At 72.9% G+C, this 23,459-nt stretch carries 17 protein-coding genes; 6 read left to right on the top strand and 11 right to left on the bottom strand.

Annotation, left to right across the window (positions count from 1 at the left end; genetic code table 11):
* Positions 1 to 11: 11 nt before the first annotated feature.
* Complete coding sequence (locus tag N5875_RS25080; RefSeq protein WP_338496144.1) at positions 12 to 2,297, top strand: DPP IV N-terminal domain-containing protein; 2,286 nt, start codon at positions 12 to 14, stop codon at positions 2,295 to 2,297.
* 79 nt (positions 2,298 to 2,376) lie between these two features.
* Here N5875_RS25080 and N5875_RS25075 read toward each other — a convergent pair whose 3' ends face one another.
* Together N5875_RS25075 and N5875_RS25070 are read right to left on the bottom strand one after the other, a co-directional pair.
* Positions 2,377 to 2,964 (bottom strand): AAA family ATPase, encoded by a 588-nt coding sequence (locus N5875_RS25075; RefSeq protein ID WP_338496141.1) that lies wholly within the window; start codon positions 2,962 to 2,964, stop codon positions 2,377 to 2,379.
* Positions 2,961 to 3,923: an EamA family transporter gene (locus N5875_RS25070; RefSeq protein WP_338496139.1), complete on the bottom strand. Its 963-nt coding sequence runs from the start codon at positions 3,921 to 3,923 to the stop codon at positions 2,961 to 2,963. The genes N5875_RS25075 and N5875_RS25070 overlap by 4 nt, the downstream gene beginning before the upstream one ends.
* Positions 3,924 to 4,033: 110 nt before the next feature.
* Between N5875_RS25070 and N5875_RS25065 the strand changes: the two genes are divergently transcribed.
* The gene (locus N5875_RS25065) at positions 4,034 to 4,963 is read left to right on the top strand and encodes a LysR family transcriptional regulator (RefSeq protein WP_338496138.1); all 930 of its coding nucleotides are present in this window, start codon (positions 4,034 to 4,036) and stop codon (positions 4,961 to 4,963) included.
* A gap of 113 nt (positions 4,964 to 5,076) precedes the next feature.
* Positions 5,077 to 6,903 carry a glycoside hydrolase family 3 protein gene (locus N5875_RS25060; RefSeq protein WP_338496136.1) on the top strand — a complete coding sequence of 609 codons (1,827 nt, stop codon included), beginning with the start codon at positions 5,077 to 5,079 and terminating at the stop codon, positions 6,901 to 6,903.
* 55 nt (positions 6,904 to 6,958) lie between these two features.
* Here N5875_RS25060 and N5875_RS25055 read toward each other — a convergent pair whose 3' ends face one another.
* From N5875_RS25055 to N5875_RS25040, 4 genes are all read right to left on the bottom strand, one after another.
* On the bottom strand, positions 6,959 to 8,404 hold the full coding sequence (locus N5875_RS25055; protein ID WP_338496134.1) for an aminopeptidase: 1,446 nt from the start codon (positions 8,402 to 8,404) through the stop codon (positions 6,959 to 6,961).
* A 99-nt stretch (positions 8,405 to 8,503) separates the two neighbouring features.
* Complete coding sequence (locus tag N5875_RS25050; protein WP_338496131.1) at positions 8,504 to 8,929, bottom strand: hypothetical protein; 426 nt, start codon at positions 8,927 to 8,929, stop codon at positions 8,504 to 8,506.
* A gap of 80 nt (positions 8,930 to 9,009) precedes the next feature.
* Positions 9,010 to 9,363, bottom strand: a complete 354-nt coding sequence (locus N5875_RS25045) for a hypothetical protein (protein WP_318209919.1) — start codon at positions 9,361 to 9,363, stop codon at positions 9,010 to 9,012.
* A gap of 72 nt (positions 9,364 to 9,435) precedes the next feature.
* Positions 9,436 to 13,224 carry an ABC transporter ATP-binding protein gene (locus N5875_RS25040; RefSeq protein WP_318209920.1) on the bottom strand — a complete coding sequence of 1,263 codons (3,789 nt, stop codon included), beginning with the start codon at positions 13,222 to 13,224 and terminating at the stop codon, positions 9,436 to 9,438.
* A gap of 401 nt (positions 13,225 to 13,625) precedes the next feature.
* Here N5875_RS25040 and N5875_RS25035 point away from each other — a divergent pair, with 401 nt between their 5' ends.
* Entirely contained in the window at positions 13,626 to 14,000 is a 375-nt protein-coding gene (locus N5875_RS25035) for a hypothetical protein (protein WP_318209922.1), read from the top strand.
* A gap of 50 nt (positions 14,001 to 14,050) precedes the next feature.
* Here the strand turns inward: N5875_RS25035 and N5875_RS25030 are convergent, their stop codons facing one another.
* From N5875_RS25030 to N5875_RS25020, 3 genes are all read right to left on the bottom strand, one after another.
* On the bottom strand, positions 14,051 to 15,733 hold the full coding sequence (locus tag N5875_RS25030; protein ID WP_318209923.1) for a thiamine pyrophosphate-binding protein: 1,683 nt from the start codon (positions 15,731 to 15,733) through the stop codon (positions 14,051 to 14,053).
* Positions 15,734 to 15,859: 126 nt separating this feature from the next.
* Positions 15,860 to 16,837, bottom strand: coding sequence for an agmatinase (gene speB, locus N5875_RS25025; RefSeq protein WP_318209924.1), 978 nt, complete (start codon positions 16,835 to 16,837; stop codon positions 15,860 to 15,862).
* Positions 16,838 to 16,920: 83 nt separating this feature from the next.
* Positions 16,921 to 18,402, bottom strand: a complete 1,482-nt coding sequence (locus N5875_RS25020; RefSeq protein ID WP_338496126.1) for a sodium:solute symporter — start codon at positions 18,400 to 18,402, stop codon at positions 16,921 to 16,923.
* 161 nt (positions 18,403 to 18,563) lie between these two features.
* Here N5875_RS25020 and N5875_RS25015 point away from each other — a divergent pair, with 161 nt between their 5' ends.
* Positions 18,564 to 20,084: a PucR family transcriptional regulator gene (locus N5875_RS25015; RefSeq protein WP_338496123.1), complete on the top strand. Its 1,521-nt coding sequence runs from the start codon at positions 18,564 to 18,566 to the stop codon at positions 20,082 to 20,084.
* Positions 20,085 to 20,170: 86 nt separating this feature from the next.
* On the opposite strand, the gene N5875_RS25010 is transcribed toward N5875_RS25015, so the two are convergent.
* The gene (locus N5875_RS25010; protein ID WP_318212937.1) at positions 20,171 to 21,226 is read right to left on the bottom strand and encodes a hypothetical protein; all 1,056 of its coding nucleotides are present in this window, start codon (positions 21,224 to 21,226) and stop codon (positions 20,171 to 20,173) included.
* A 191-nt stretch (positions 21,227 to 21,417) separates the two neighbouring features.
* Positions 21,418 to 22,026, bottom strand: coding sequence for a hypothetical protein (locus N5875_RS25005; protein WP_338496119.1), 609 nt, complete (start codon positions 22,024 to 22,026; stop codon positions 21,418 to 21,420).
* A gap of 164 nt (positions 22,027 to 22,190) precedes the next feature.
* On the opposite strand from N5875_RS25005, the gene N5875_RS25000 reads away from it, so the two are divergent.
* Entirely contained in the window at positions 22,191 to 23,417 is a 1,227-nt protein-coding gene (locus N5875_RS25000) for a helix-turn-helix transcriptional regulator (protein WP_338496117.1), read from the top strand.
* Positions 23,418 to 23,459: the final 42 nt, after the last annotated feature.

Here is a 23,459-nt window from a genome sequence, read left to right as displayed (position 1 = left end):
GGACAACAAGAATGAGCACCACTCAGAACTACCAGGCCGCCGAACAGCTGCTCCGCCGTCCCGCCCGCCCCGGCGAGCTCGTCGTCGGTGACAAGGTCAGGCCGCAGTGGATCGACGGGGGCGCCCGGTTCTGGTACGCCGTGAGCAACGGGGTCGGCAAGCGGTTCACGCTGGTCGACCCGGCGGCCGGCACCCGCGAGCCGCTCTTCGACCACCCGCGGCTCGCCGCCGCCCTCGCCGCCGCCTCCGAGCAGCCGGTCGACGCCGAGGCCCTGCCCTTCATAGGGATCGAACTCGCCGAGAACGCCGTGAAGTTCGTCGCCTTCGGCGCGTACTGGAGCTGCCGCCTGGACGACTACGCCTGCGAGCGGGCCGAGTTCACCCCGCCGGGCAACCCGCTGGACGTGACGTCGCCCGACGGAAAGCTCGCGGTGTCCCAGCGCGGGCACGACCTGTGGGCGTGCTCGCTGTCCGACGGCCGCGAGTGGCCGCTGACCACCGACGGCGCGCCCGACCACGCCTACGGTCCGGGCCCGGCCGCCACGGGCAACCCCACCCTGCTCCGCAAGCTCGGCGTGCCCTACCTGCCCCCGGCCGTGGCCTGGTCGCCGGACTCGACGAAGGTCCTCGCCCACCGGACCGACGAGCGCGAGGTCCGCAGGACCCACCTCGTGGAGGCGAGGCCCGCCGACGGCGGCGCGCCCCGCCTGCACACCCAGCCGTTCGCGTACGCCGGGGACGAGCACCTGCCGCTGGCCGAGCTGGTCGTCCTCGACGTCGCCGAGGGCACGGTGGTCCGCGCCCAGACCGAGCCGCTGATCATGACCCACGTGTCGCCGATCACCGTCAAGTGGGCGTGGTGGGCGGCGGACGGCTCCGCCGTCCACTTCCTCGCCCGGCCCCGGGACCAGCACTCCCTCACCCTGCACCGCCTCGACCCGGTCACCGGCGACGTCACCACCGTGATCAGCGAGTCCGGGGAGACCCGGGTGGAGCCCAACCAGTGGATGACCGAGGCGCCCCTCGTGCGCGTGCTCGCCGACGAGGTGCTGTGGTTCTCGCAGCGCGACGGCTGGGGCCACCTCTACCGCTACGACCTGCACACCGGTGAGCTGCTCGGCCAGGTCACCTCCGGGCCGTGGCTGGTCCGGCAGATCCTGCGCGTCGACGAGGCCGAGCGGGTCGTGTACTTCACCGCCTCCGGGCTCGTCGACGAGGACCCGTACCGGCGCTCGGTGTGCCGGGTCGGCCTGGACGGCTCCAGTTTCGCCAGGCTCACCGACGACACGCTCGACCACCTCACCACCCAGCCGGAAAGCCCGTACGACCAGGCGTACTTCATCGACTCCGCGTCCACCGTCGACACCGCCCCCGTGATCACGGTCCGCGACTGGACCGGCCGGGTCCTGGTGGAGCTGGAGCGCGCCGACATCACCAAGCTCGCCGCCACCGGCTGGACCGCGCCGGAGCGCTTCCGCGTCAAGGCGGCCGACGGCGAGACCGACATCTACGGGGTGCTGTACCGGCCGCGGGACTTCGACCCCGCCCAGTGCTACCCGGTGGTGGACACCCTCTACCCCGGCCCGCAGGTCAACCGGGTCGCCCCGTGCTTCGACCCCGGCGGCATGGGCATGGACGCCGAACCCCTCGCGGCGCTCGGCTTCGTGGTGATCGCGCTCGACGGCCGGGGCACCCCGGGACGGAGCAAGGCCTTCCATGACGCGTCCTTCGGGAACCTGGCCGACGCCGGCTCCCTGGCCGACCATGTCGCGGCCCTGAGGCAGCTGGCCGAGACCCGGCCGTGGATGGACCTGGACCGGGCCGGCGTCTTCGGCCACTCGGGAGGCGGGTTCGCCGCGGCACGCGCCATGCTGGACTTCCCCGAGGTGTACAAGGCCGGGGCCGCCCTCTCCGGCTCGCACGACGCCCCCACCTTCAACGCCGGCTTCGTCGAGTCCTACGACGGCGCCGACGCCCCCGAGGCCTGGGCCCGGACCTCCAACCTGGACCTCGCCGACCGGCTGACCGGCAAGCTGCTGCTCGTCCACGGCGACATGGACGACCAGGTCCACCCGCACCAGACCCTGCGGCTCGCCGACCGGCTCCTCGCCGCCGGCAAGGACTTCGAACTGCACATCGTGCCCGGCGCCGAGCACACCTTCATCGACTGCCTGGCCCATGTCCGCACCCGCTGCTGGGACTTCCTGGTCCGCGAGCTGATGGGCACGCTGCCGCCCGCCTACCGCCCGGCGCCCATCGTGATCGGCCCCGAGCTGCTCGCCGACCTGTTCGCCTGACCCTGACGTCGCGGACCGGAGAGCGAGCCCGTCGGACCCCCGCCTCGGCTGGGGTCCGGCGGGCTACTTCTCCGGCGGGCTACTTCTCCGGGGCAGGGCCCATCGCCTTCTCCGGGGTCAGGCCCGTCGCCGCGAGGACCGCGTCCACCGTCTCCGCCACCGTCAGGTCCGCGTTGTCGATCCAGACGCCCTCGCCCGACAGCTCCGCGCGCATCGCCTCGTCCAGGAAGGCCCAGTTCGTCGTGAGGCGCTTGTCGCGGGCGTTGTTGCGTTCCCAGGCCTTGTCGGGGCCGGGGGCCAGGAACACCACCTGGAGCGGGGCCTCCTTCGTACGGGCGCGGTAGTGGTCCAGGTGGGAGCGGCGTACCACCACGTCGTCGAGGACCGGGAGGAAGCCGGCCGTGACGAAGCTGTCGGCGAGCAGGCAGGCGTTGCGGGCGCGCAGCAGGATCTGGCGGTCCGCCTCCGGGTCGCCGTCGGGGCTCGGCCAGTGGCCGCCGCTCACGATGAGGGACTGGAGCCCGTCGACCTCGATGTGCGCCGCCCGGGCGAAGCGGGCCGCGAGGGCGGCCGCGACGGTGGACTTTCCGCTGCCGGGGATGCCGGCGAGCAGCACGGCCCCGGGGGCGGGTTCGGGGGCGTCGACGGTGATGTGTTCGAAGGTCATGCGGGCCTTTCGTCGCTGGTCGTCCGCCGCTCCGCGCCGAGGGGACGGCCGGTCGACGATACGGCCACGGGGTGCGCGGTCGCCACGGAGTTCCGCGCGGTCCGCCGGCCCGGCGCGAACGAGGTCAGTGCCACTCCCCCGACGAGCAGCGCCGCCGCGCACCAGCGGGCCGGGCTCACCCCCTCGCCCAGGACGAGCGCCGCCGAGGACATCCCGAAGACGGGGACGAGGAGGGAGAAGGGCGCGACGGAGGAGGCCGGGTAGCGGCGGAGCAGCCAGCCCCAGGCGCCGAAGCCGAAGACGGTCGTGATCCAGGCGACGTACACGATGACGCCGGCGCCGGTCCAGTCGAGGCCGCGCAGGGCCGCGAGGTCGCGTTCCGGGCCCTCCAGGAGGAGGGAGAGGCCGAGCAGCGGCAGGACGGGCACGGTGCTGACCCAGACCATGAAGTTGAGCGCGTCGGGCGGGGAGGCCTTGCGGGTCAGGACGTTGGAGACGCCCCAGCAGGCCGCCGCGGCGATCACCAGGGCGAAGCCGGCCAGGGACCCCGCGCCGCCCTCGTCCGCCGCCGCCACGCCGATGCCCACCAGGGCGACCCCCATGCCCGCCACCTTGAGGCGGCCGGGCCGTTCTCCGAGGGCGGCGAAGGCGAAGAGGGCGGTGAAGACGGCCTGGACCTGGAGGACGAGGGAGGAGAGTCCGGCGGGGGCGCCGAGGTCCATGCCGGTGAAGAGCAGCCCGAACTTGGCGACGCCGAGGACGAGGCCGACCGCCAGGATCCACTTCCAGGCCACCGTGGGGCGGCCCACCAGGAACACGGCGGGCAGGGCGGCGGCGAGGAAGCGGAGGGCGGAGAAGAGCAGCGGCGGGAAGTGGTCGAGGCCGATCTCGATGACGACGAAGTTGACTCCCCAGACGGCGGCGACCAGGGCGGCGAGGGCGAGGTGGGCGGGGCGCATGCGGTCGAGCATGGCCGCCGTCGACCATGTAGCACCAGCACGGGTTCCTTCATGATGGGATGTAGCAACGCTTCATCCATGTCACCCCCCACCCCTCCGGAGGACGCACCGTGCTGGATCTCGGCCGACTGCGCGCCCTGCACGCCGTCGCCGTCCACGGCAGTGTCGGCGCCGCCGCCACCGCCCTCGGCTACACGCCGTCCGCGGTCTCCCAGCAGATCGCGAAGCTGGAGCGGGAGACCCGTACGACCCTGCTGGAACGCAGTGGCCGCGGCATCCGCCTCACCGACGACGCCCACCATCTCGCCGCCACGGCCCGGCAGTTGCTGGCCCTGGTGGAGGAGGCGGAGGTGCGTCTGGAGGAGCGGCGCGTCCGGCCCGCCGGGCGGCTCGCCATCGGCTGTTTCGCGAGCGCGGCGCGCGGTCTGATGCCCCGGGTGCTCGCGGAGCTGGGCCGGGTCCATCCCGATGTCGACGCCCGGCTCTCGGAGGTGGACCCGCACGTCTCGATCGACCTGGTGGCGCGCGGGGTCATCGATCTGGCGGTGGCGCACGACTGGGACATCGCCCCGCTTCCCGTACCGCCGGGGGTCGAGCAGGCGGTGATCGGCGACGACCTGTGCGACATCCTCGTCCACCGGGACCATCCGCTCGCCGCGCGGAAGTCGGTGCGCCGGGAGGAGCTGGCGGCGGAGCGGTGGATCTCGCAGCCGCCGGGGACGGTCTGCCACGACTGGCTGACGCGGACGCTTCGGGAGACGGGTTTCGAGCCGCTGATCGTCCATCAGGCGGAGGAGAACCACACGCAGGTCGCCCTGGTCGAGGCCGGTCTGGGCATCGCGCTGGTGCCGCGCCTCGGGCGCGGGACGCTGCCGCCGGAGGTGGCGCCGGTGCGTCTTGACCCGATGCCGACGCGTCGCCTGCACGCCATGTGGCGGACCGGGGCGGCGCGGCGCCCGGCGATCCGGGAGACGGTCCGTACGCTCCAGGGACTCTGGCCCGGGATCGCCGCCGTGGGTGATTCGTGCGCGGGTCCTTGACCTGGCAGTTACTTTCGGGCTATCCGTGACTCCTTGGAAGTTTCCTTCAGAGGCGGCTTCCGAGGTTTCCCGACACGGATTCCCTCGACCTCGCACGGCCGGAAGGAGCATCAGTGCACCACCGCGCCCCCGCCCCCTCCCGACGCACCCTCCTCACGGTGACCGCCGCCGCGGCAGCGGCCGCCGTCACCGGAGTGAGCACCCCCGCCCACGCCGAGCAGGACCGGCACGACGACCGGAAGCTCCGGCGGATCATCGACCGCATGTCCCTGGAGGAGAAGGTCGGTCAGCTCTTCGTGATGCGGGTGTACGGCCACTCCGCCACCGCACCCGACCAGGCCGACATCGACGCCAACCTCACGGAGATCGGCGTCCGGACGGCCGCCGAGCTGGTCGAGCGCTACCACGTGGGTGGCGTCATCTACTTCTCCTGGGCCCACAACACCCGTGACCCGCAGCAGATCGCCGCCCTCTCCAACGGCATCCAGCAGGCCGCGCTCGCGCAGCCCACGCCGGTCCCCGCGCTCATCTCCACCGACCAGGAGCACGGCATCGTCTGCCGGGTGGGCGAACCCGCCACCCTGGTGCCCGGGGCGATGGCCCTCGGCGCCGGCGGCTCGCACGCGGACGCCCGTAGGGCAGCGCAGATCGCCGGCGCGGAGCTGGCGGCCGTCGGCATCCGGCAGAACTACGCCCCGGTCGCGGACGTCAACGTCAACCCGGCCAACCCGGTCATCGGTGTCCGTTCCTTCGGCTCCGACCCGGCGGCGGTCGCCGGTCTGGTCGCCGCGCAGGTCAAGGGCTACCAGCGGGCCGGGGTCGCGGCCACCTCCAAGCACTTCCCGGGGCACGGCGACACCGCCGTCGACAGCCACTACGGCCTGCCGACGATCAGCCACACGCGGGCGCAGTGGAACGCGCTCGACGCCCCGCCGTTCCGGTCCGCGATCGCCGCCGGGATCGACTCGATCATGACCGCGCACATCGTGGTCCCGGCGCTCGACCCCAGCGAGGATCCGGCGACGCTGTCCCGGCCGATCCTCACCGGCATCCTCCGCGAGGAGCTCGGCTACGACGGCGTGGTGGTCACCGACTCGCTCGGCATGGAGGGGGTGCGCACCAAGTACGGCGACGAGCGCGTCCCGGTCCTCGCCCTGAAGGCCGGTGTGGACCAGCTGCTGAACCCGCCGAAGCTGGACGTGGCCTGGAACGCGGTCCTGAAGGCCGTCAAGGACGGCGAGCTGACGGAGGCCCGGCTCGACGAATCGATCCTGCGGATTCTGCGGCTCAAGTCGAAGCTCGGCCTGTTCCGCAACGCGTACGTCTCCCGGGCCGGCGTCGAGCGGGTGGTCGGCACCGCCGCCCACCTCGCCCAGGCCGACCGGATCGCCGAGGCCACCACGACCCTGCTGCTCAACGAGGGCGGCTTCCTGCCGCTGAGCCCGGCCCGGCACCGCTCCGTCCTCGTCGTCGGCGCCGACCCGGCCTCCCCGTCCGGTACGACGGGTCCGCCCACCACCACGCTCGCGACCGCCCTGACGGAGCTGGGGTTCACCGCGACCGCGCTCTCCACCGGGATCACCCCGACGGCCACGAGGATCGAGGAGGCGGTGGCGGCTGCCGCGGGCAAGGACGTCGTCGTGGTGGGCACGTACAACGTCACCGCGGCCAGTCCGCAGCGCACGCTCGTGGCGCGGCTCGTCGCGACCGGGGTGCCCGTCGTGACGATCGCGATCCGCAATCCGTACGACATCGCCCGGATCGGCGGCCAGCGGGCGACGCTCGCCGCCTACTCCTGGACCGACGTCGAACTCCGGGCCGCCGTACGGGTCCTGGCGGGCCGGGCCCGGCCCAGGGGCCGGCTGCCGGTTCCGGTGCAGAGCGCCGAGGACCCGGCGAAGGTGCTCTACCCGGTGGGACACGGCCTGTCGTACCGCTGACACGGAAGTGGGGTGCGTCCCGCCGGACGCATCCCACCCCCCATGCGATGAGCCGTTACGGCCGCAGGCCGTGCTCCTTCGTCGCGTCCTCGTCGACCGGCTTGTCGAGGCGCGCGTCGAAGCGGGCCAGCGGCTGCGCCGCCTGGACGGCCGGGGCGGGGACGCCGGCCCAGTCGAGGATGCGGGCGGTGGCGTTGTTCCGCTCGGCCTCGACGAGCCCGGCGACGTTCGCACCGTGGTTGGCGCCCGGCGCCACGTACACGTAGCTGTCGCGCGCGCTCTTGCCCAGGTGGAACTTCTCGGAGCCCCACGGGTCGTTGCCGCCGTACACGAACAGCATCTTGTTCGCGTTCTTGCGGACCCAGTTGTCGACGTCACGCATGGCGTGCGGCTTGAACTTCATCGGGATCTCGCGCGGCACGAAGTTGCGCGCGGGCTGGTAGCCGTAGCGGCTGAGCCCGTCCAGGTGCGGCTGCTCGATGGTGGGCGCGCCGAGCTCGGTCGCCGCCTGGTAGTAGTACGGCGTGTACGGCTCCAGGCCCTGGTCGGTGTAGGCGGCCCAGCCGGAGTAGGCGTCGATCGTCTCGTAGACGGTGTCGTCGCTCGCGGTCTTCGCGTCCGGGATCTGGTCGCAGACGTCCTCGCCGTAGTACTGCCAGAAGCCCCACACGAAGTCGAGGACGACGGCCTCGAAGGCCTTGTCGAGCGTGCCGACCGTGTTGAAGGTGGCGCCCTCCGACTCGGCCCACGCCTTGTACTTGGCCTCAAGCGGGGCGCGGCGGACGAGGGCCTCGCGCTGCATGGAGTTCAGGCGGTCGCGGCACTCCTTGGTGCCGACGGTCGCGAAGAACCGGTCGTAGGCCGAGTCCTCGTTGTTGACCACGTCGTTCGGGGCGACGTAGGCGACGACACCGTCCATGTCACGCGGGTAGAAGCGCTCGAAGTAGGTGGCGGTCATGCCGCCCTTGGAGGCGCCCGTGGAGAGCCACTTCTGGCCGTAGATCTTCTTCAGCGCGGTGAAGATCCGGTGCTGGTCGCTGGCCGCCTGCCAGATGTCGAGCTTCGACCAGTCGGCGGGCTGCGGACGGGACGGCGTGAAGAATCGGTACTCCATGGAGACCTGGTTGCCGTCGACGATCCGCGTCGGCTCGGCGCGGCTCGGGGTGGTGCTCAGCGAGTAGCCGCTGGTGCGGAAGACGGTCGGGCGGCTCGTGTCCTTGTGGAGGACGGAGATCCGCTGGTCGAACGTGCCGGCCCACGGGCGCCGGTGGTCGATCGGCTGCTTGTAGTTCAGGACGAAGAAGCGGTAGCCCGCGTACGGCTTCTCCTCGATCAGGCTCATCCCGGGGATCGCCAGGATGCGGTCCTTGATGTCCGTGCTCTGCGAGTCGACGACGGCCGTGCTGCCCGTGTCCGTGTCCGCGGCGGTAGCCACGCCGGTCGGTGCCACGGTGCCTATGAGCACCGAAAGCGACAGCGCCCATCTCAGCGACTTGCGCATTCACCCTCCCCTTGGTTCACAACGGTGTCGCGAACCTAGCGGGGGCAACGTGTGGACCGCCAGCCCCAGTTGATCCTTACCCTTGGACTTATCCGCACATCAGCACAGGATCCAGCCGACGGACGTGCCCTGTCCGGCCACCGAACCGCTCGCCCGGACGCAGCGGTTGAGGGCGTGGACGGTGACGGGCCCGGCCTGCCGGTCGAACCGTCCGGCCCGGACGGCGGGCCGGCCGCCGCGCGGCTGAAGGGAGACCGCCATCGGGCGGCGGGCGCCGGGGCGCTTGGCGACGGTGACGGCGCAGGCGTAGTGGCGGGTCCGGTAGAGGCGGAGCTCGCCGGTGGCGAAGGTGATGGTCCTGGCGGGGCGGCCCTGGCAGACGGACGCGGCCTCGGCGGTGCCCGCCCCGGCGCCGGGGACGAGGGTGTCCGGGGTCAGGACGAGCGCGAGGGCGGCGAGGAGCGGCGCGAGGACGCGGGCGAGCAGCCGTGGGCCACGTCGTGCGTGCTGCGTGTCCGTGGGCATGCGTTCCCCTCCCGAATGGATCGGCGTACAGGCGTACGACGCACCCCGCCCCGGAATGGTTGCCTCCGCTTGGGCGCCCCCTACGCGAACGCGGTGAGGAGGAAGAGAAGGAAGACGCCCTGGGCGCCGAGCTGGGTCCGGAACGCCGCCCGGCGGACGTCGGGCCGGGCGGTGCTCTGCGCGGTCACCAGGGCCACGACGAAGATCACCAGGGCCGCGACGAACAGGGAGCCGGGGGCGCTGTTGCAGGCATCCCCGTAGGCGAGGCAGCGGGCGGTGTTCTCGCGGGTGAGCACGAGGAGGCCGGCGAGCAGGCTCGCCGGCACGAACATCCCCGCCCAGACCATGGACCGCTTCCGCAGCCGGACGCCCTCGACGTCCGGCGGGGTGATGGGGACGGGCGAGGCGGCGCGGGGGCGGGGGGCGTTGCTCATGCCCCGATTCCATCCCGCCCGCGCGTGGCCCCGCTATCCGACCGGATACTCACCTGCCGGACGGGCGGGTACTCACACCCGCTCCGGCTCCTCCTCGTCCACGGTCTCGCCGATGAACGTCCGCCACAGCGCCGCGTACCTGCCGTCCCGCGCGAGGAGCTCCTCGTGGGTGCCGTCCTCCGCCACCCGGCCGTGGTCCATGACGACCACCCGGTCGGCGCGGGCTGCGGTGGTCAGCCGGTGGGCGACGACCAGCGTCGTACGGCGTCCGGCGAGGCGGTCGGTGGCCTGGTTGACCTGGGCCTCGGTGGCCAGGTCGAGGGCGGCCGTGGCCTCGTCGAGGAGCAGGATGTCCGGATCGACGAGTTCGGCGCGGGCGAGCGCGATGAGCTGGCGCTGACCGGCCGAGAGGTTACGGCCCCGCTCGGCGACCTCGTGGAGGTAGCCGCCGTCGAGGGTCGCGATCATCTCGTGGGCGCCGACCGCGCGGGCCGCGGCCTCCACCTCGGCGTCGGTCGCCTCGGGACGGCCGTACGCGATGGCGTCGCGGATCGTCCCGGCGAAGAGGTACGCCTCCTGCGGGACGACGCCGAGCCGGTGCCGGTACGCGGTGAGGTCGAGGTCGCGCAGGTCGGTGCCGTCGGCGGTGACCCGGCCGCCCGTCGGGTCGTAGAACCGGGCGACCAGCTTGACCAGGGTGGACTTGCCCGCGCCGGTCTCGCCGACGAACGCGACGGTCTGACCGGCCGGGATGCGCAGGTCGATGCCGGTGAGCGCGGTCTCGTCCTTCGGGGCGCCGTCCTCTCCCCCGTACGCGAAGGAGACGTCCTCGAAGGCGATCTCGCCGCGCAGTGACAGCACGTCCAGGGGCGCGGGGGCGGCGGCCGTCGAGGTCGGCTCCTGGAGGAGTTCCTGCATCCGCTTCAGCGAGACGGCGGCCTGCTGGTAGCCGTCGAAGACCTGCGAGAGCTGCTGCACGGGGGCGAAGAACAGGTCGATGTAGAGGAGGTAGGCGACGAGCGCGCCGGTGGTGAGCGTGCCGCCCTCGATGCGGTTCGCGCCGACGATCATGACGGCCGCCGCGGCCACCGAGGACAGCAGGGTGACGAACGGGAAGTAGATGGATATCAGCCACTGGCCGCGGACGCGGGCCTCACGGTAGTGGTCGCTGCGCTCGGCGAACCGGGCCGCGCCGGACTGCTCGCGGCGGAAGGCCTGCACGATCCGGAGGCCGGAGACGGACTCCTGGAGGTCGGCGTTGACGACGCTGATCCGCTCGCGCGCCAACTCGTACGCCTTCACGCTGGCGCGGCGGAAGAAGTACGTGGCGACGGCGAGGACCGGCAGGGTCGCGAAGACCACCAGGGCGAGCTGGAGGTCGAGGACGAGCAGCGCGACCATGATCCCGAAGAAGGTCACGACGGAGACGAAGGCGGTGACCAGGCCCGTCTGCAGGAACGTCGACAGGGCGTCCACGTCCGTGGTCATCCGGGTCATGATCCGGCCGGTGAGCTCGCGCTCGTAGTAGTCGAGACCGAGCCGCTGGAGCTGGGCGAAGATCTTCAGACGGAGCGCGTAGAGGACCCGCTCACCGGTGCGGCCGGTCATCTTGATCTCGGCGGTCTGGGCGACCCACTGCACGAGCACGGTGACCAGGGCGAGCGCGGAGGCCGCCCAGACGGCGCCGATCGCGAGCCGGTTCACACCGTCGTCGATGCCGTGCCGGATCAGGACCGGGAGCAGCAGGCCGGCGCCGGCGTCGAGGGCGACCAGGCCGAGGCTGATGAGCAGCGGGACGCCGAAGCCGCGGAGCAGCCGGCGCAGGCCGTAGCTGTCCTCGGGCGAGACGGCGCGGGCCTCGTCGATGCCGGGGGTGTCGGTGGCGGGGGGCAGGGCCTCGACGGCGGCGAGCAGCTCGGGGGTGGCTCCCCCGTAGCCTTCGGCACGGGCGGTGCCCCCAGGCGGGTCGCTCTCGCGGTCGGTGGTCTCGTCCCGTACCCACAGGGTGGGGGTGATGCCGCGCTCGGCGTCGAACTCGGCGTCCAGTTCGGCCCGCAGGGTGCGGTCCTCGGGGAGCTCGGCGGGGGTGATGTGACCGGGCGAGACGGCGCCCAGCTCGTCGGGGTCGGTGAGCAGGCGGCGGAAGAGGGGGGAGCGCTCCTCCAGCTCGGCGTGGGTGCCGATGTCGGCGAGCCGGCCGTCCTCCAGGACGGCGATGCGGTCGGCGAGGCCGAGGGTGGAGCGGCGGTGCGCGATGAGCAGGGTCGTACGGCCCGCCATCACCGACTTCAGGGCCTCGTGGATCTCGTGCTCGACCTTGGCGTCGACGGCGGAGGTGGCGTCGTCGAGGAGGAGCAGCCGGGGGTCGGTGAGGATCGCGCGGGCGAGCGCGACGCGCTGGCGCTGGCCGCCGGAGAGGGTGAGGCCGTGCTCGCCGACCTTGGTGTCGTACCCCTCGGGCAGCTCGGCGATGAACCGGTCGGCCTGGGCGGCGCGGGCGGCGGTCTCGATCTGCTCCTGGGTGGCCTCCGGGAGGCCGTACGCGATGTTGGCGCGGACGGTGTCGGAGAAGAGGAACGAATCCTCCGGTACGAGGCCGATCGCGGCGCGCAGCGAGTCGAGGGTGAGTTCGCGGACGTCGTGGCCGCCGACGAGGACGGCGCCGTGGGTGACGTCGTAGAAGCGCGGGAGGAGGAGGGAGACGGTGGACTTTCCGGAGCCGGAGGAGCCGACGACGGCGACGGTCTCGCCGGCGCGGATCTCCAGCGAGAAGCCGTCGAGGACCGGCCGCCCCTCGTCGTACGCGAAGGACACGTCGTCGAACTCGACGGTGGCGGGGGCGTCGGCGGGCAGCTCCTTGGTCCCGTCCTTGATGACCGGCTCGGTGTCGACGAGGTCGAGGACCCGCTCGACGCCGGCGCGGGCCTGCTGGCCGACGGTGAGGACCATGGCGAGCATGCGGACCGGGCCGACGAGGGAGGCCAGGTAGGCGGAGAAGGCGACGAAGGTGCCGAGGGTGATCTGGCCGCGGTAGGCGAGCCAGCCGCCCAGGGCGAGGACGGCGACCTGGCCGAGGGCGGGGACGGCCTGGAGGGCCGGAGTGTACCGCGAGTTCAGCCGGATCGTCCGCAGCCGGCCGGAGAACAGCTTCCGCCCGGCCTCGCGGATCTTGCCGGTCTCCTGGTCCTCCTGGCCGAAGCCCTTGACGACCCGGACGCCGGTCACGGCCCCGTCGACGACCCCGGCGACGGCGGCGGCCTGCTGCTGCGCGTGCCAGGTGGCGGGGTGGAGGCGGGTACGACTGCGCTTGGCGATGAACCAGAGGGCGGGGGCGACGGCGAGGGCGACGAGGGTGAGCGGAAGGGACAGCCAGGCCATGACGCCCAGCGAGATCAGGAAGAGGAGGACGTTTCCGATCGTCATCGGAAGCATGAACAGCAGACCCTGGATCAGCTGGAGGTCGCTGGTGGCCCGCCCGATGACCTGCCCGGTGGACAGCTCGTCCTGCCGGCGCCCGTCGAGCCGCGTGATGGTGGCGTACATGTCGGTACGCAGATCGTGCTGGACGTCGAGGGCGAGCCGGCCGCCGTAGTAGCGGCGGACGTAGGTGAGGGCGTAGACGACGACGGCGGCGGCTATGAGGAGGCCGGTCCAGACGGCGAGGTCCCGGGTCTTCGTCCCGATGACGTCGTCGATGATCACCTTGGTGACCAGCGGCACGAGCGCGAGCACGGCCATACCGGCCAGCGAGGACCCGAGCGCGAGCAGCGTGTTCGCCTTGTACCGCCACGCGTACCCGGCAAGCCTGCGCGCCCAGCCCTGTTGTGGTTCCGCCGTCTGTTTCTGCCCCACCGCCGCCACGAGTGGCCTCCCGTCCGTCCTGCTCTACCGGAAGCCCCAACACGGCCGACGTGCGATTTCATCCCGCCGCAACAAATAAGGGGCAAGGTCCGGTCCCAGGTCCTAGGACCTCGCGGACGGGCTCAGCCGGTGCCGTAGAGCAGGAGGAACACGGCCGTCACGGCGGTGACGGTGAAGAAGGCGCTCGTCACGGCGGCCAGCCGCCGCCCGCGCCCGGCCCGCGCGCGGTCACGCACGTCCATGGCCCCCGCCCCTCCCTCACCACACCACCCACGGGGTCCGCAAGGACCTCAGGTCTGCGGAGGAAGACCCGCGCGGGGCGGGAAGGGTTGCGGCGGTGGGTAAGGAACCCTGGGGCCGGCGTCGGGCGGGCCCGGGGATGGTGGGGAAAGGGGTCGCACGTGGCGCGGATCGAGGACGGCATGCCGTACGCGTGGGGGCAGCTGTACGCGGCGCTGCTCACGGTCAAGGGGCCGGCGGAGGCCGGGCGGGTCGAGCCGGTGTCGGGCCGGCAGCTGGAGGGGACGGCGGGAAATCCCCGCAACATCTGCTGGCGCCTCCTGCGCCAGACCGGGCAGCAGGCGTTCCTCGCCCGGGAGCGGGGCGGGACCGTCGCCGAGGCGGCCCTGGTGGTCATGACCGACGCCGTCGGGCTGCTGCCCCCACGGCGGGTGTCCCGGGACGGGCTGGACAAGGACGAGGCGCAGGAGTTCCGGCAGGGGTACGAGGCGCGGCTCGCCGAGTACCGGAAGGCCTGGGAGGACCTCGTCGGGTGAGCGGCCCGGCGGCCCGGCCCCTTGGGGTACGGGCCACCGGCTCGGCACCGTCAGAGGTGCGTCGGCTCGAACATGCGGAGGAGGGCCGGGAGGACGACCACCGACGGGCCCGGGGTGGTGAGGGCCTTCGCCAGGTCCGTCGTCAGGTTCTCCGGGGTCGTCAGGGTCGCCGGGACGCCGAAGGACTCCGACAGCGCCACGAAGTCCGGGCGGGACAGCTCCGTGCCCGTGGCCTCGCCGAACGCGCCCGTCATGTACTCCCGCAGGATCCCGTAGCCGCCGTCGTCCACGATCAGCCACGTCACGTCCAGGCCGTACTGCTTCGCCGTCGCCAGCTCCGCGATCGAGTACATCGCGCCGCCGTCGCCGGACACCGCCAGCACCGGCCGGCTCGGGTCCGCCGCCGCCGCGCCGAGCGCCGCCGGGAAGCCGTAGCCGAGGCCGCCCGCGCCCTGCGCGGAGTGCATCGTGTTCGGGTGCTTCGCGTCGAAGGCCGACCACGCCCAGTACGCGAGGATCGTCATGTCCCAGAAGCTCGGGGACCGGTCCGGGAGCGCCTCCCGTACCGCCGCGACGATCCGCTGCTCCAGGCCCAGGTCCTGCGCCGCGATCCGGTCCCGGACCTTCGTCAGGACGGCCGCGACCCGCTCGGGGGCGGTGGCGTCCCGGCGCTCCGGCACCGTCTCCAGGAGCGCCTGGAGCGCGAGACGGGCGTCCGCGTGGATGCCGAGCGCCGGGTGGTTGGACTCCAGCTTCCCGGCGTCCGCCTCGATCTGGATCACCCGGCCGCGCGGCGCGAACGTGTGGTAGTTCGAGGACAGCTCCCCGAGCCCCGAGCCGACGACGAGCAGGACGTCCGCGTCCTCCAGGAAGTCGGTGGTGTGCCGGTCCTCCAGCCAGGACTGGAGCGACAGCGGGTGCTCCCAGGGGAACGCCCCCTTGCCGCCGAAGGTCGTCACCACGGGGATGTCGAGCCGCTCCGCGAGCGCGAGCAGCTTGCCCGAGGCGTCGGAGCGTACGACTCCGCCGCCCGCGATGATCGCCGGGCGCTCGGCGTTCGCGAGGAGGTGGGCGGCGACCGCCGTCAGCTCGGGGCGCGGGGCGATGTCCTCGGGCGTCGCGTCCATCGCGGTCACCACGGGCAGGGTGGTCTCCGCGAGGAGCACGTCCTGCGGGATCTCCACCCAGACCGGCCCGTGCGGGGCGGTGAGCGCCGACTCCCAGGCCGCGGCGATGGCCGACGGGATCTGGGACTGCGTACGGACGGTGTGCACCGACTTCACGACGTCCCGGAAGGACGCCTGCTGGTCGCGCAGCTCGTGGAGGTAGCCGTGCCGGCCGCCGCCGAGGCCGGCCACCGGGATCTGGCTGCCGATCGCGAGGACGGGCGCGGAGGCGGCGGCCGCCTCCTGGAGCGCGGCGAGCGACATGAGCGCGCCGGGGCCGGTGGAGAGCAGCAGCGGGGCCGCCTCGCCGGTGATCCGGCCGTACGCGTCGGCGGCGAAGCCCGCGTTGTTCTCGACGCGGAGGCCGACGTACCGGAGGTCGGAGCGGCGCAGGGCGTCGAACATGCCCAGGGCGTGCTGGCCGGGGAGGCCGAAGACGGTGGTGGCGCCGAGGCCGGTGAGGGTCTCTACGACGAGGTCGCCACCGTTGCGCCCGGCGGGCGGGTTCAGGGCGGCCTCCGTCTGGGCGGCGGTCGGGCGCAGGACCAGGTCGTGGTCGTGGGTCATCGGTCGTCCCTTGGCATGGTCGGTCGGGTGCGGGCCGGTGGTCGGGTTGTGCCCACCCGTTCCGCCCTGGGGGTACCCCCTGGACGAAGTCCTTGGGGAGGAACGCATGCCCACAACCCACCGGGATCAGTTTGCCGTGCGGCTCTCCGCGATCTGGCGGGACATGATCGTCGTCAGCTCGTACGCGGTGTGCGAGGCGGCGACCGCCGTGATCTCGGCGTGGTCGTACGCCGGGGCGACCTCGACGACGTCCGCCGACACCAGGTTGCAGGAGGAGAGGCCGCGGAGGATCTCCAGGAGCTCGCGGGAGGTCATGCCGCCCGCCTCCGGGGTGCCGGTGCCGGGCGCGTGGGCCGGGTCGAGGCAGTCGATGTCGATGGAGATGTACAGCGGGCGGTCGCCGATGCGCTGGCGGAGCTGGTCGGCGACCTCGTCGGCGCCGCGACGGTAGATGTCCGCCGAGGTGACGATGCCGAAGCCCATCTTCTCGTCGTCGGTGAGGTCCTGCTTGCCGTACAGCGGGCCGCGCGTGCCGACGTGGGAGAGCGCCTCGGTGTCGAGGATGCCCTCCTCGACGGCGCGGCGGAACGGGGTGCCGTGGGTGTACTCGGCGCCGAAGTACGTGTCCCAGGTGTCGAGGTGCGCGTCGAAGTGGAGCAGGGCGACGGGGCCGTGCTTCTTGGCGACGGAGCGGAGCAGCGGCAGCGCGATGGTGTGGTCGCCGCCGAGGGTCATCATGCGGGCGCCGGAGTTCAGCAGGTCGTCCGCCGCGGCCTCGATCGTCTCGACGGCCTCGTTGATGTTGAACGGGTTGGCGGCGATGTCACCGGCGTCCGCGACCTGGGCGAGGGCGAACGGGGAGGCGTCCTGCGCCGGGTTGTACGGGCGGAGCAGGCGGGACGCCTCGCGGATGGCGTTGCCGCCGAAGCGGGCGCCGGGGCGGTACGAGACGCCGCTGTCGAAGGGGACGCCGACCACGGCGATGTCGGCGGTGCCGACCTCGTCGAGTCGCGGCAGCCGGGCGAACGTCGCGGGACCGGCGTACCGCGGGATGCGGGACGAGTCGATCGGGCCGCGCGGGGTGTTCTGGTCGCTGCTGCTCATGGTCGGGTCCTCCTGGGGTGTGTCGGTGAGGTCCGGTCGGGGCCCGAGGATCTTCTCGGACCCCGGCCGGGAGTCTGGTGGCGTCAGCCGGTCGCCGTCGCCGCCGGTACGGTCTCCGGCGCCGTCGGGTCGGCTTCGGGGGTGTCCTGGCCGGCCAGCCGGGCGCGCCAGTGCGCGAGCACGGCGGCGTCCGTCGGGCGGGTCGCCAGGGAAACGATCACATATGCGGCGAGCGAAGCCAACAAACCATAGTAAACGGGCTCATTTGCGAGGATTCCGTAAGTCCACATCAGGCCAATGACGGCCAGGCCGCCGACGGTGACCGCGGCGAGCGCGCCCTGGACGGTGCCGCGGCGCCAGAGCAGTCCGCCGAGGATCGGCACGAGGAGCCCGCCGACCAGCAGGTTGTAGGCGACGGTGAGGGCCTGGACGACGTCGTTGAGGGCGATGGCGATGAGGATGACGGCGATGCCCATGATGAGGATGAAGGCACGGTTGCCCTTCACCTCGTCGTGGTCGTCCTTGTCCACCGACACGGTTCCCCGCAGCCGCGACCAGATGTCGTTGTTGGCGACGGTGGCGCAGGCGATCAGCGCGCCCGAGGAGGTCGACATGACGGCGGCGAGGGCGGCGGCGAGGACGAGACCCCGGACACCCATCGGCAGCTCGTCCTTGACGATGGTGGCGAAGGCGTCGTCGGCGCTGGGCAGGTTCGGGTAGAGCACCTTCGCCGCGGTGCCGATGACGGCTCCGGCGAGGGCGTACGCGAGACAGTAGGTGCCGGCGACGGTGCCGCCCCACTTGGCGACCTTGTCGGTGCGGGCGGTGAAGACCCGCTGCCAGATGTCCTGGCCGATGAGCATGCCGAAGGTGTAGATCAGCACGTACGTGAAGATCGTCTCGCCGCCGATGCCGAGGGGCTCGAAGTACGAGGTGGGCAGCGCGGCCTTCATCTCGGCGAAGCCGCCCGCCTTGACGACGGCGATCGGCAGCAGCAGGAGCAGCACGCCGACGGTCTTCACCACGAACTGCACCATGTCGGTGATGGTGATGGACCACATGCCGCCGAGCGTCGAGTAGGCGACGACGATGGTGCCGCCGAGGACGATCGCGAGGGTCCGGGGCAGGTCGAAGAGGACGTCGAAGATCGTGGCGTACGCGATCGTCGAGGTGACCGCGAGCATCAGCGTGTACGCCCACATGACGACGCCCGAGATGACGCCGGCCCGGCCGCCGTAGCGCAGGTCGAGCATCTCGGAGACGGTGTAGACCTTCAGCCGGGCGATCCGGGCGGAGAAGAAGACGGAGAGGGCGAGCAGGCCGAGGCCGATGGCGAAGACCATCCAGGCACCCGAGAGGCCGTACTTGTAGCCGAGGCCGACGCCACCGATGGTGGAGGCACCGCCGAGGACGATGGCGGCCATCGTGCCGGAGTACATCCAGGGCCCGAGGCGACGACCGGCGACCAGGAACTCGCTCTTGGACTTGGCGCGGCGCATGCCCCACCAGCCCATCGCGAGCATGCCGGCCAGGTACAGGGCGATCACTGTGTAGTCGACGGCCATGGGGCCTCCTTCGTTCACCTCGGTGGCGTGTCGTGCAGGGGAGTGACCGGAAGCTGATCGCGGGGACATCCGCCCGTACCCGCGGCCTCCGGATGCCATGACAGTAGGTGGCCGGAAAGCGACGATGAAGTGTACGTTTCCTCCACTGACCGGTCGGGGGGATGTACGAAGGGTCCATGACCATGACCTCCGCCGAGCCCACCTCCACCCCTCCCGCGCCACCGGTCTCGCTGGCCGCACTGCTGGCCCGCCGGGACCTCGGGCTGCGGCTGCTCGCCGGCCCCGAGGACGTCTCGATCCACTGGGTGCACACCTCGGAGATGGCCGACCCGTACCCGTACCTCCTCGGCGGCGAGCTGCTCATGACGGCCGGCGTGCAGCTCACCGATCCGGCGCACTACGTGGAGCGGGTGGTGGAGGCGGGGGCGGCGGCGCTCGCCTTCGGTGTGACGCCGGTGTACGACACGGTCCCGGCCGAGCTCGTCGAGGCCTGCGCCCGGCACGGTCTGCCGCTGGTCGAGGTGCCGCCGAAGACCCCGTTCACGGCGGTGGCGCGGGCACTGTGGCGGCTGATGGCGGAGGCCCGGCTGTACGAGCTCCGCCGGGTGACGGAGGCGCAGCAGTCCCTGGCGGCGGCCGCGGCCCGGCCGGCCCCGGTCCCGGCGGTGCTCGGCGCGCTCGCCTCACGGCTCGGGGGGCGGGCGGTGCTCTTCGGGGCGGACGGCACGGAGTCGGTGGCGGCCGGCCGGGAGGTGCCGGCGGAGGCGGCGCGGGCGCTGCGGGACCTCGCGGGCGTCCTCGGCCCGCGCCCCGGGCGGGGCCTCGCCGATCCGGCCGGCGAGGCCCCGCCCAAGGGCCCGGCCTCGGCGAGCGGGGACGGCGGCGGGCTCCGGCTCGCCGCGTACGCGCTCGGCGGCGGGGACGGGGACGGGCTGACGCTCGGGGTGGCGACGGAGCGGCGCGGTCCGGGGGACCACACGATCGCGGGAGTCGCGGTCGTCCTGCTGTCCCTGCTGACGGCCCCGCACCGGGGCGCGGACGCGGCCGTACGGGACGGGGCCCTGGTCCGGCTCCTGCTCGGCGCGGCCCCGGCGGAGATCGCGGACACGCTGGGCCCGGGCCCGTGGACGGTGGTCCACGCCTCGGGCGGCGACGGCACCCCCTTCGCGGCGGCCTCGTTGGCCGCTGCGCTGGGGACACCACTCGTGGACGCGGGCGGCGGGAGCGGTCCGCGCGACGGCACCCCCGTGGCCGTCCGCCTGCTGCTGCCCGCCGCCACGCCCGTCACCGAGCAGCCCGGCTGGACCCTGGGGGTCGGCGCGCCCGCGCCGGCGGCGGAACTCGCCGCCGCCGACGCGCAGGCCGCCCGCGCCCTGCGCCGGGCGGAGGCCACCCGCACGCCCCTGGTCCGGCACCGCCCGGGAGGCGTCGCCGCCCTGGTGGACCCGGACGAGGCGGCCGCCCACGCCCGTGCCGTGCTCGCCCCCCTGACGGAACCCCTCGGGGAGACCCTGCGGACCTGGCTGTCCCTGCACGGCAGCTGGGACCGGACGGCGGTCGCCATGGACATCCACCGCAACACCGTCCGGCAGCGGATCGCCCGATGCGGGGTGCTCCTGGACCGGGACCTGGACGACCCGGACGTACGGATGGAGCTGTGGTTCGCGCTCAAGTCTCGCTGAGAAGCTCACGCCCCGCCGGGCAACTCACGTCCCGCGGAAGCAACTCACCTCCCTCTCGGCCTCGGTCGGCTGCCGCTCGGCCCGGGTCACCGGACGCGCGCGGCCTGGGCGGCGGCCAGCTCCTCGACCCGGCTGCGGTACGCCTCGGCCAGGTCGCCGCCGTTCGCACCGGGGACCCCCTCGGGACCGGCCCCGAGCGACTCCAGGACCGCGTCGGCACGGTCCTGGAGCTCCGCCAACGCGCCCATGGTGTGCGGGTACAGCAGGTTGAGTCCGCGCTTGTCGCCGTCCGACAGGTTCTGCCCGTTACCGGCCGGCGCGCAGCTGCTGGGGTTCGACTTGTAGAAGAACGCCGGGAACCGGTACAGCATCACGGACTTGGTGTCGAAGGGCCCGGCGACGACATCCGGGGCGTCGACGGTGCGCAGGTTGAAGTCCACCTTCGCGCGCGGCCACTTGTTCGGCTCACCCGCGAGGAACGTGTAGATGCCGGGGAGCCGGCCCTGGGAGTCCGGCACGAAGGAGCCGTCCGGGGCCAGCGTGGGGACGTACCCGACCTCGTCCTCCCAGCGGAACTCGCCCTCGCAGGTGCCGCGCATGTTCTGGTGGGAGTGGTGGAAGCCCAGCGCGTGCAGGAACTCGTGCCGCACGGTGCCCTCCCACTGGGCGGGCCTGTTCGTGGTGAACCGGCCGAGGTTCAGGCTGCGCTGGCCGGGGTTGCCTCCGACCGGACCGCCTCCCGCACCGATGGCACTGTCCGTGCTGTCGGTGCCCACGAGGGAGAAGAAGCCCTGCATGTCGAAGCTGACCCGGATCTCGGCGGCCAGGACGGTGTCGGACGTGGTCCATCGCCGGAACGTTCCGGCGCCGTCGTCCCGGCCGAAGTCGAGCGTCAGGTTGCAGGCGTCGGTGATCTGCTTCGTCGCTCCCGCGATGTCCGCGTGCAGCTGGTCGCTCCCGTCGAGGAACGCGACCCGCACCGTCTTGCCCAGCGGCCACCTCCCGATGTCGGTGACGAGGAACTCCAGGCCACCGGCGGCCGTTGCGCGCCTCCAGCGGTCCCGCACCTCGATCTGGGCGACGACCTCGTCAGGGAGGGATTCGAGGGGGACGGATTCCAAGGGGAAGTCTTCGAGTTCCATGACGCGTCCTTTCGCATCACATTCGAAACGGTCCCCCCGACCGGTACCGGTCTGATGACAGTTGGGCTGCTCGGCTCCACGCGCGAGCGTGCCGACGTCGGAAACCCATGTCCCAGTATCCCCCGAATGGCGGTACTCTGCGACCCTACCGTCACTCCGAGTAGTCAAGGACGCGTCGGGGTGACACCGTGTCAGGGCCAGAGCTTGTTCACGGCCGTACGGGTCGTCGCCTTGAAGGCCGTCAGCGGAGCGTCCTTGAAGTCGCCCATCTGACCCCAGCGGACGAGGGTGACGGTGCGGCCGTCGCGGCCGACGGAGAAGAGGTGGATGTCGGTGTTGCCGACCTCCGGGTCGGCGGTGTCCAGGCTGTAGACCCAGGCGCCCTCCTCGACGGCGAGCTTGCCGTGGGCGGCGCTGACGGCGTGCAGGCCCGGGTTCTGCCGCTCCAGCAGAGGGCCGCAGCCGGCGAGGGCCTTGCGGAGGGTGTCGACCAGCTTCACGGCGTCGGCCTCGGTGCGGGCGACGGTGGCGACCTGGACGCCGTTGGTGTCGAGCTCGGTGCTGAACTCGCGGTAACGGGTGTTCTGCGCCGGGATCTTGTACGGGGCGCAGAGGACGCCGCCGTTCTCCGGGACGCCGGTGAAGACCTGGGTGGCGGTCCACGGCGTCGACGACGGCGGCATCTGGGAGGCGGCGAGGAAGGCGGGCTGGGCGGCGGCCTGCGCCGGGGCCGTGGCGAGGGCCGCGAGGCCCAGGGCGGCAGCGGCGGCGGTGGCGAGTGCGGTACGGAGCTTGTTCATGGTGGTGGATCCCCCGTCGGGTCGTTCGGTCAGTGCTCAACCAGCGTCGGGCCGGCGCCCGCCGCCCTGCAACGGTGACGCGCCCACCATCCGTCCCGGAACCATTCCACCCCCGCTGACGTGCAAGGACGTAAGGGGTGGGACGCAGGGTCGAGGGGGATGGAATGCCGAAGGACGCCGCCGTCGAGGAGTTCGCGCGGCTCGTGCGCGCACTGAAGGCGCGGGACGGGCGCAGTTACGAGGCGCTGGGCCGGCGCCTGAGCGTCAGCGCGTCCACCCTCCACCGCTACTGCTCGGGCGCGACCGTCCCGGAGGAGTTCGCCGTGGTCGACCGCCTCGCCCTGCTGTGCGGGGCGGACGAGGAGGAGCGGCGCGCCCTGGAGGTGGCCTGGGGCCGCGCGGACCGCACCCGTCGCCCTCCGGTGCCGGAGCCCGACACGGAGCCCGGACCCGGCCCGGAACCGAGGCCGGCACCGGAGCCCGCGCCCGCGTCCGCGCCCGCCCCGGAGTCTGCGTCCGAGCCCGAGCCTGTGTCCGAGACCGGACCCGAACCTGAGCCCGCGCCCGCGTCCGAGACCGGGCCCGAACTGGAACCCGTGCACGCGCGCGTGCCGGGCCTCCCGTCCGAGCGACGGAGGCGCCGGTGGGGATGGGTGGGCTTGGTCGGCGGGACGCTGGCGGTCGTGGGGACGATGACGCTCGGAGCCGTACTCCTGCCCGGGAAGACCCGGGAGCGGGCCGCCGAACCACCGGCGCCACTGACGTGGACGGTCGACTCGCACATCTGGAAGAACGGGTGCGGCCACACCTACCTCGTGGAGCGGACGCCCCCTCCCCCGCCGGAGGTGGCCGACGCGCGGAGCTGGGCGACGGCACAGGGGGCCGTGGACGGCGGGGAGACTCTGGTGCGGGTGTCCGTGCAGGGGAAGGGCGCGGCGGCGGTGGTGCTCCAGGCGCTGCACGTGCGGGTGGTGGAGCGGGGCGCGCCGCTGCCGTGGGCGGCGTACCGGATGGACGACGGGTGCGGTGGGGCGGTGACGCCGCGCCGTTTCGAGGTGGACCTCGACCGGCCGCGGCCGGTGGCGCGGTCGCTGGACGGCTACGACGCCTCCGGCGCCGAGGGCCGGACGATCCCCGCCGTCTCCTTCCCCTACGCGGTCACCGCGACGGACCCCGAGGAACTGCTCGTCATCGCCGGTGCCGCACGCTGCGACTGCCGCTGGTACCTGGAGCTGGTGTGGAGCGCCGGGGGCCGCACGGGCACGGTCCGGATCGCGGACCGCGACGGGGAGCCGTTCCGTACCAGCGGGGCCGGAGGGCGGCCGGTCCACGCGTACGACTCCGACGGTAGGCGCTGGATCACAGGCGAGAGCTCTGGACAGAGCGGGTGACCGCTGGGTAACTTCGAGGGACGAGGCTGAGCAAGCGCTTAG

This window comes from Streptomyces sp. SJL17-4 (genome assembly GCF_036826855.1).
In the GTDB taxonomy this organism is placed as follows: domain Bacteria; phylum Actinomycetota; class Actinomycetes; order Streptomycetales; family Streptomycetaceae; genus Streptomyces.
Note: the sequence above shows the minus strand (reverse complement) of the source record. Positions and strands in the feature narration are given on the sequence as shown.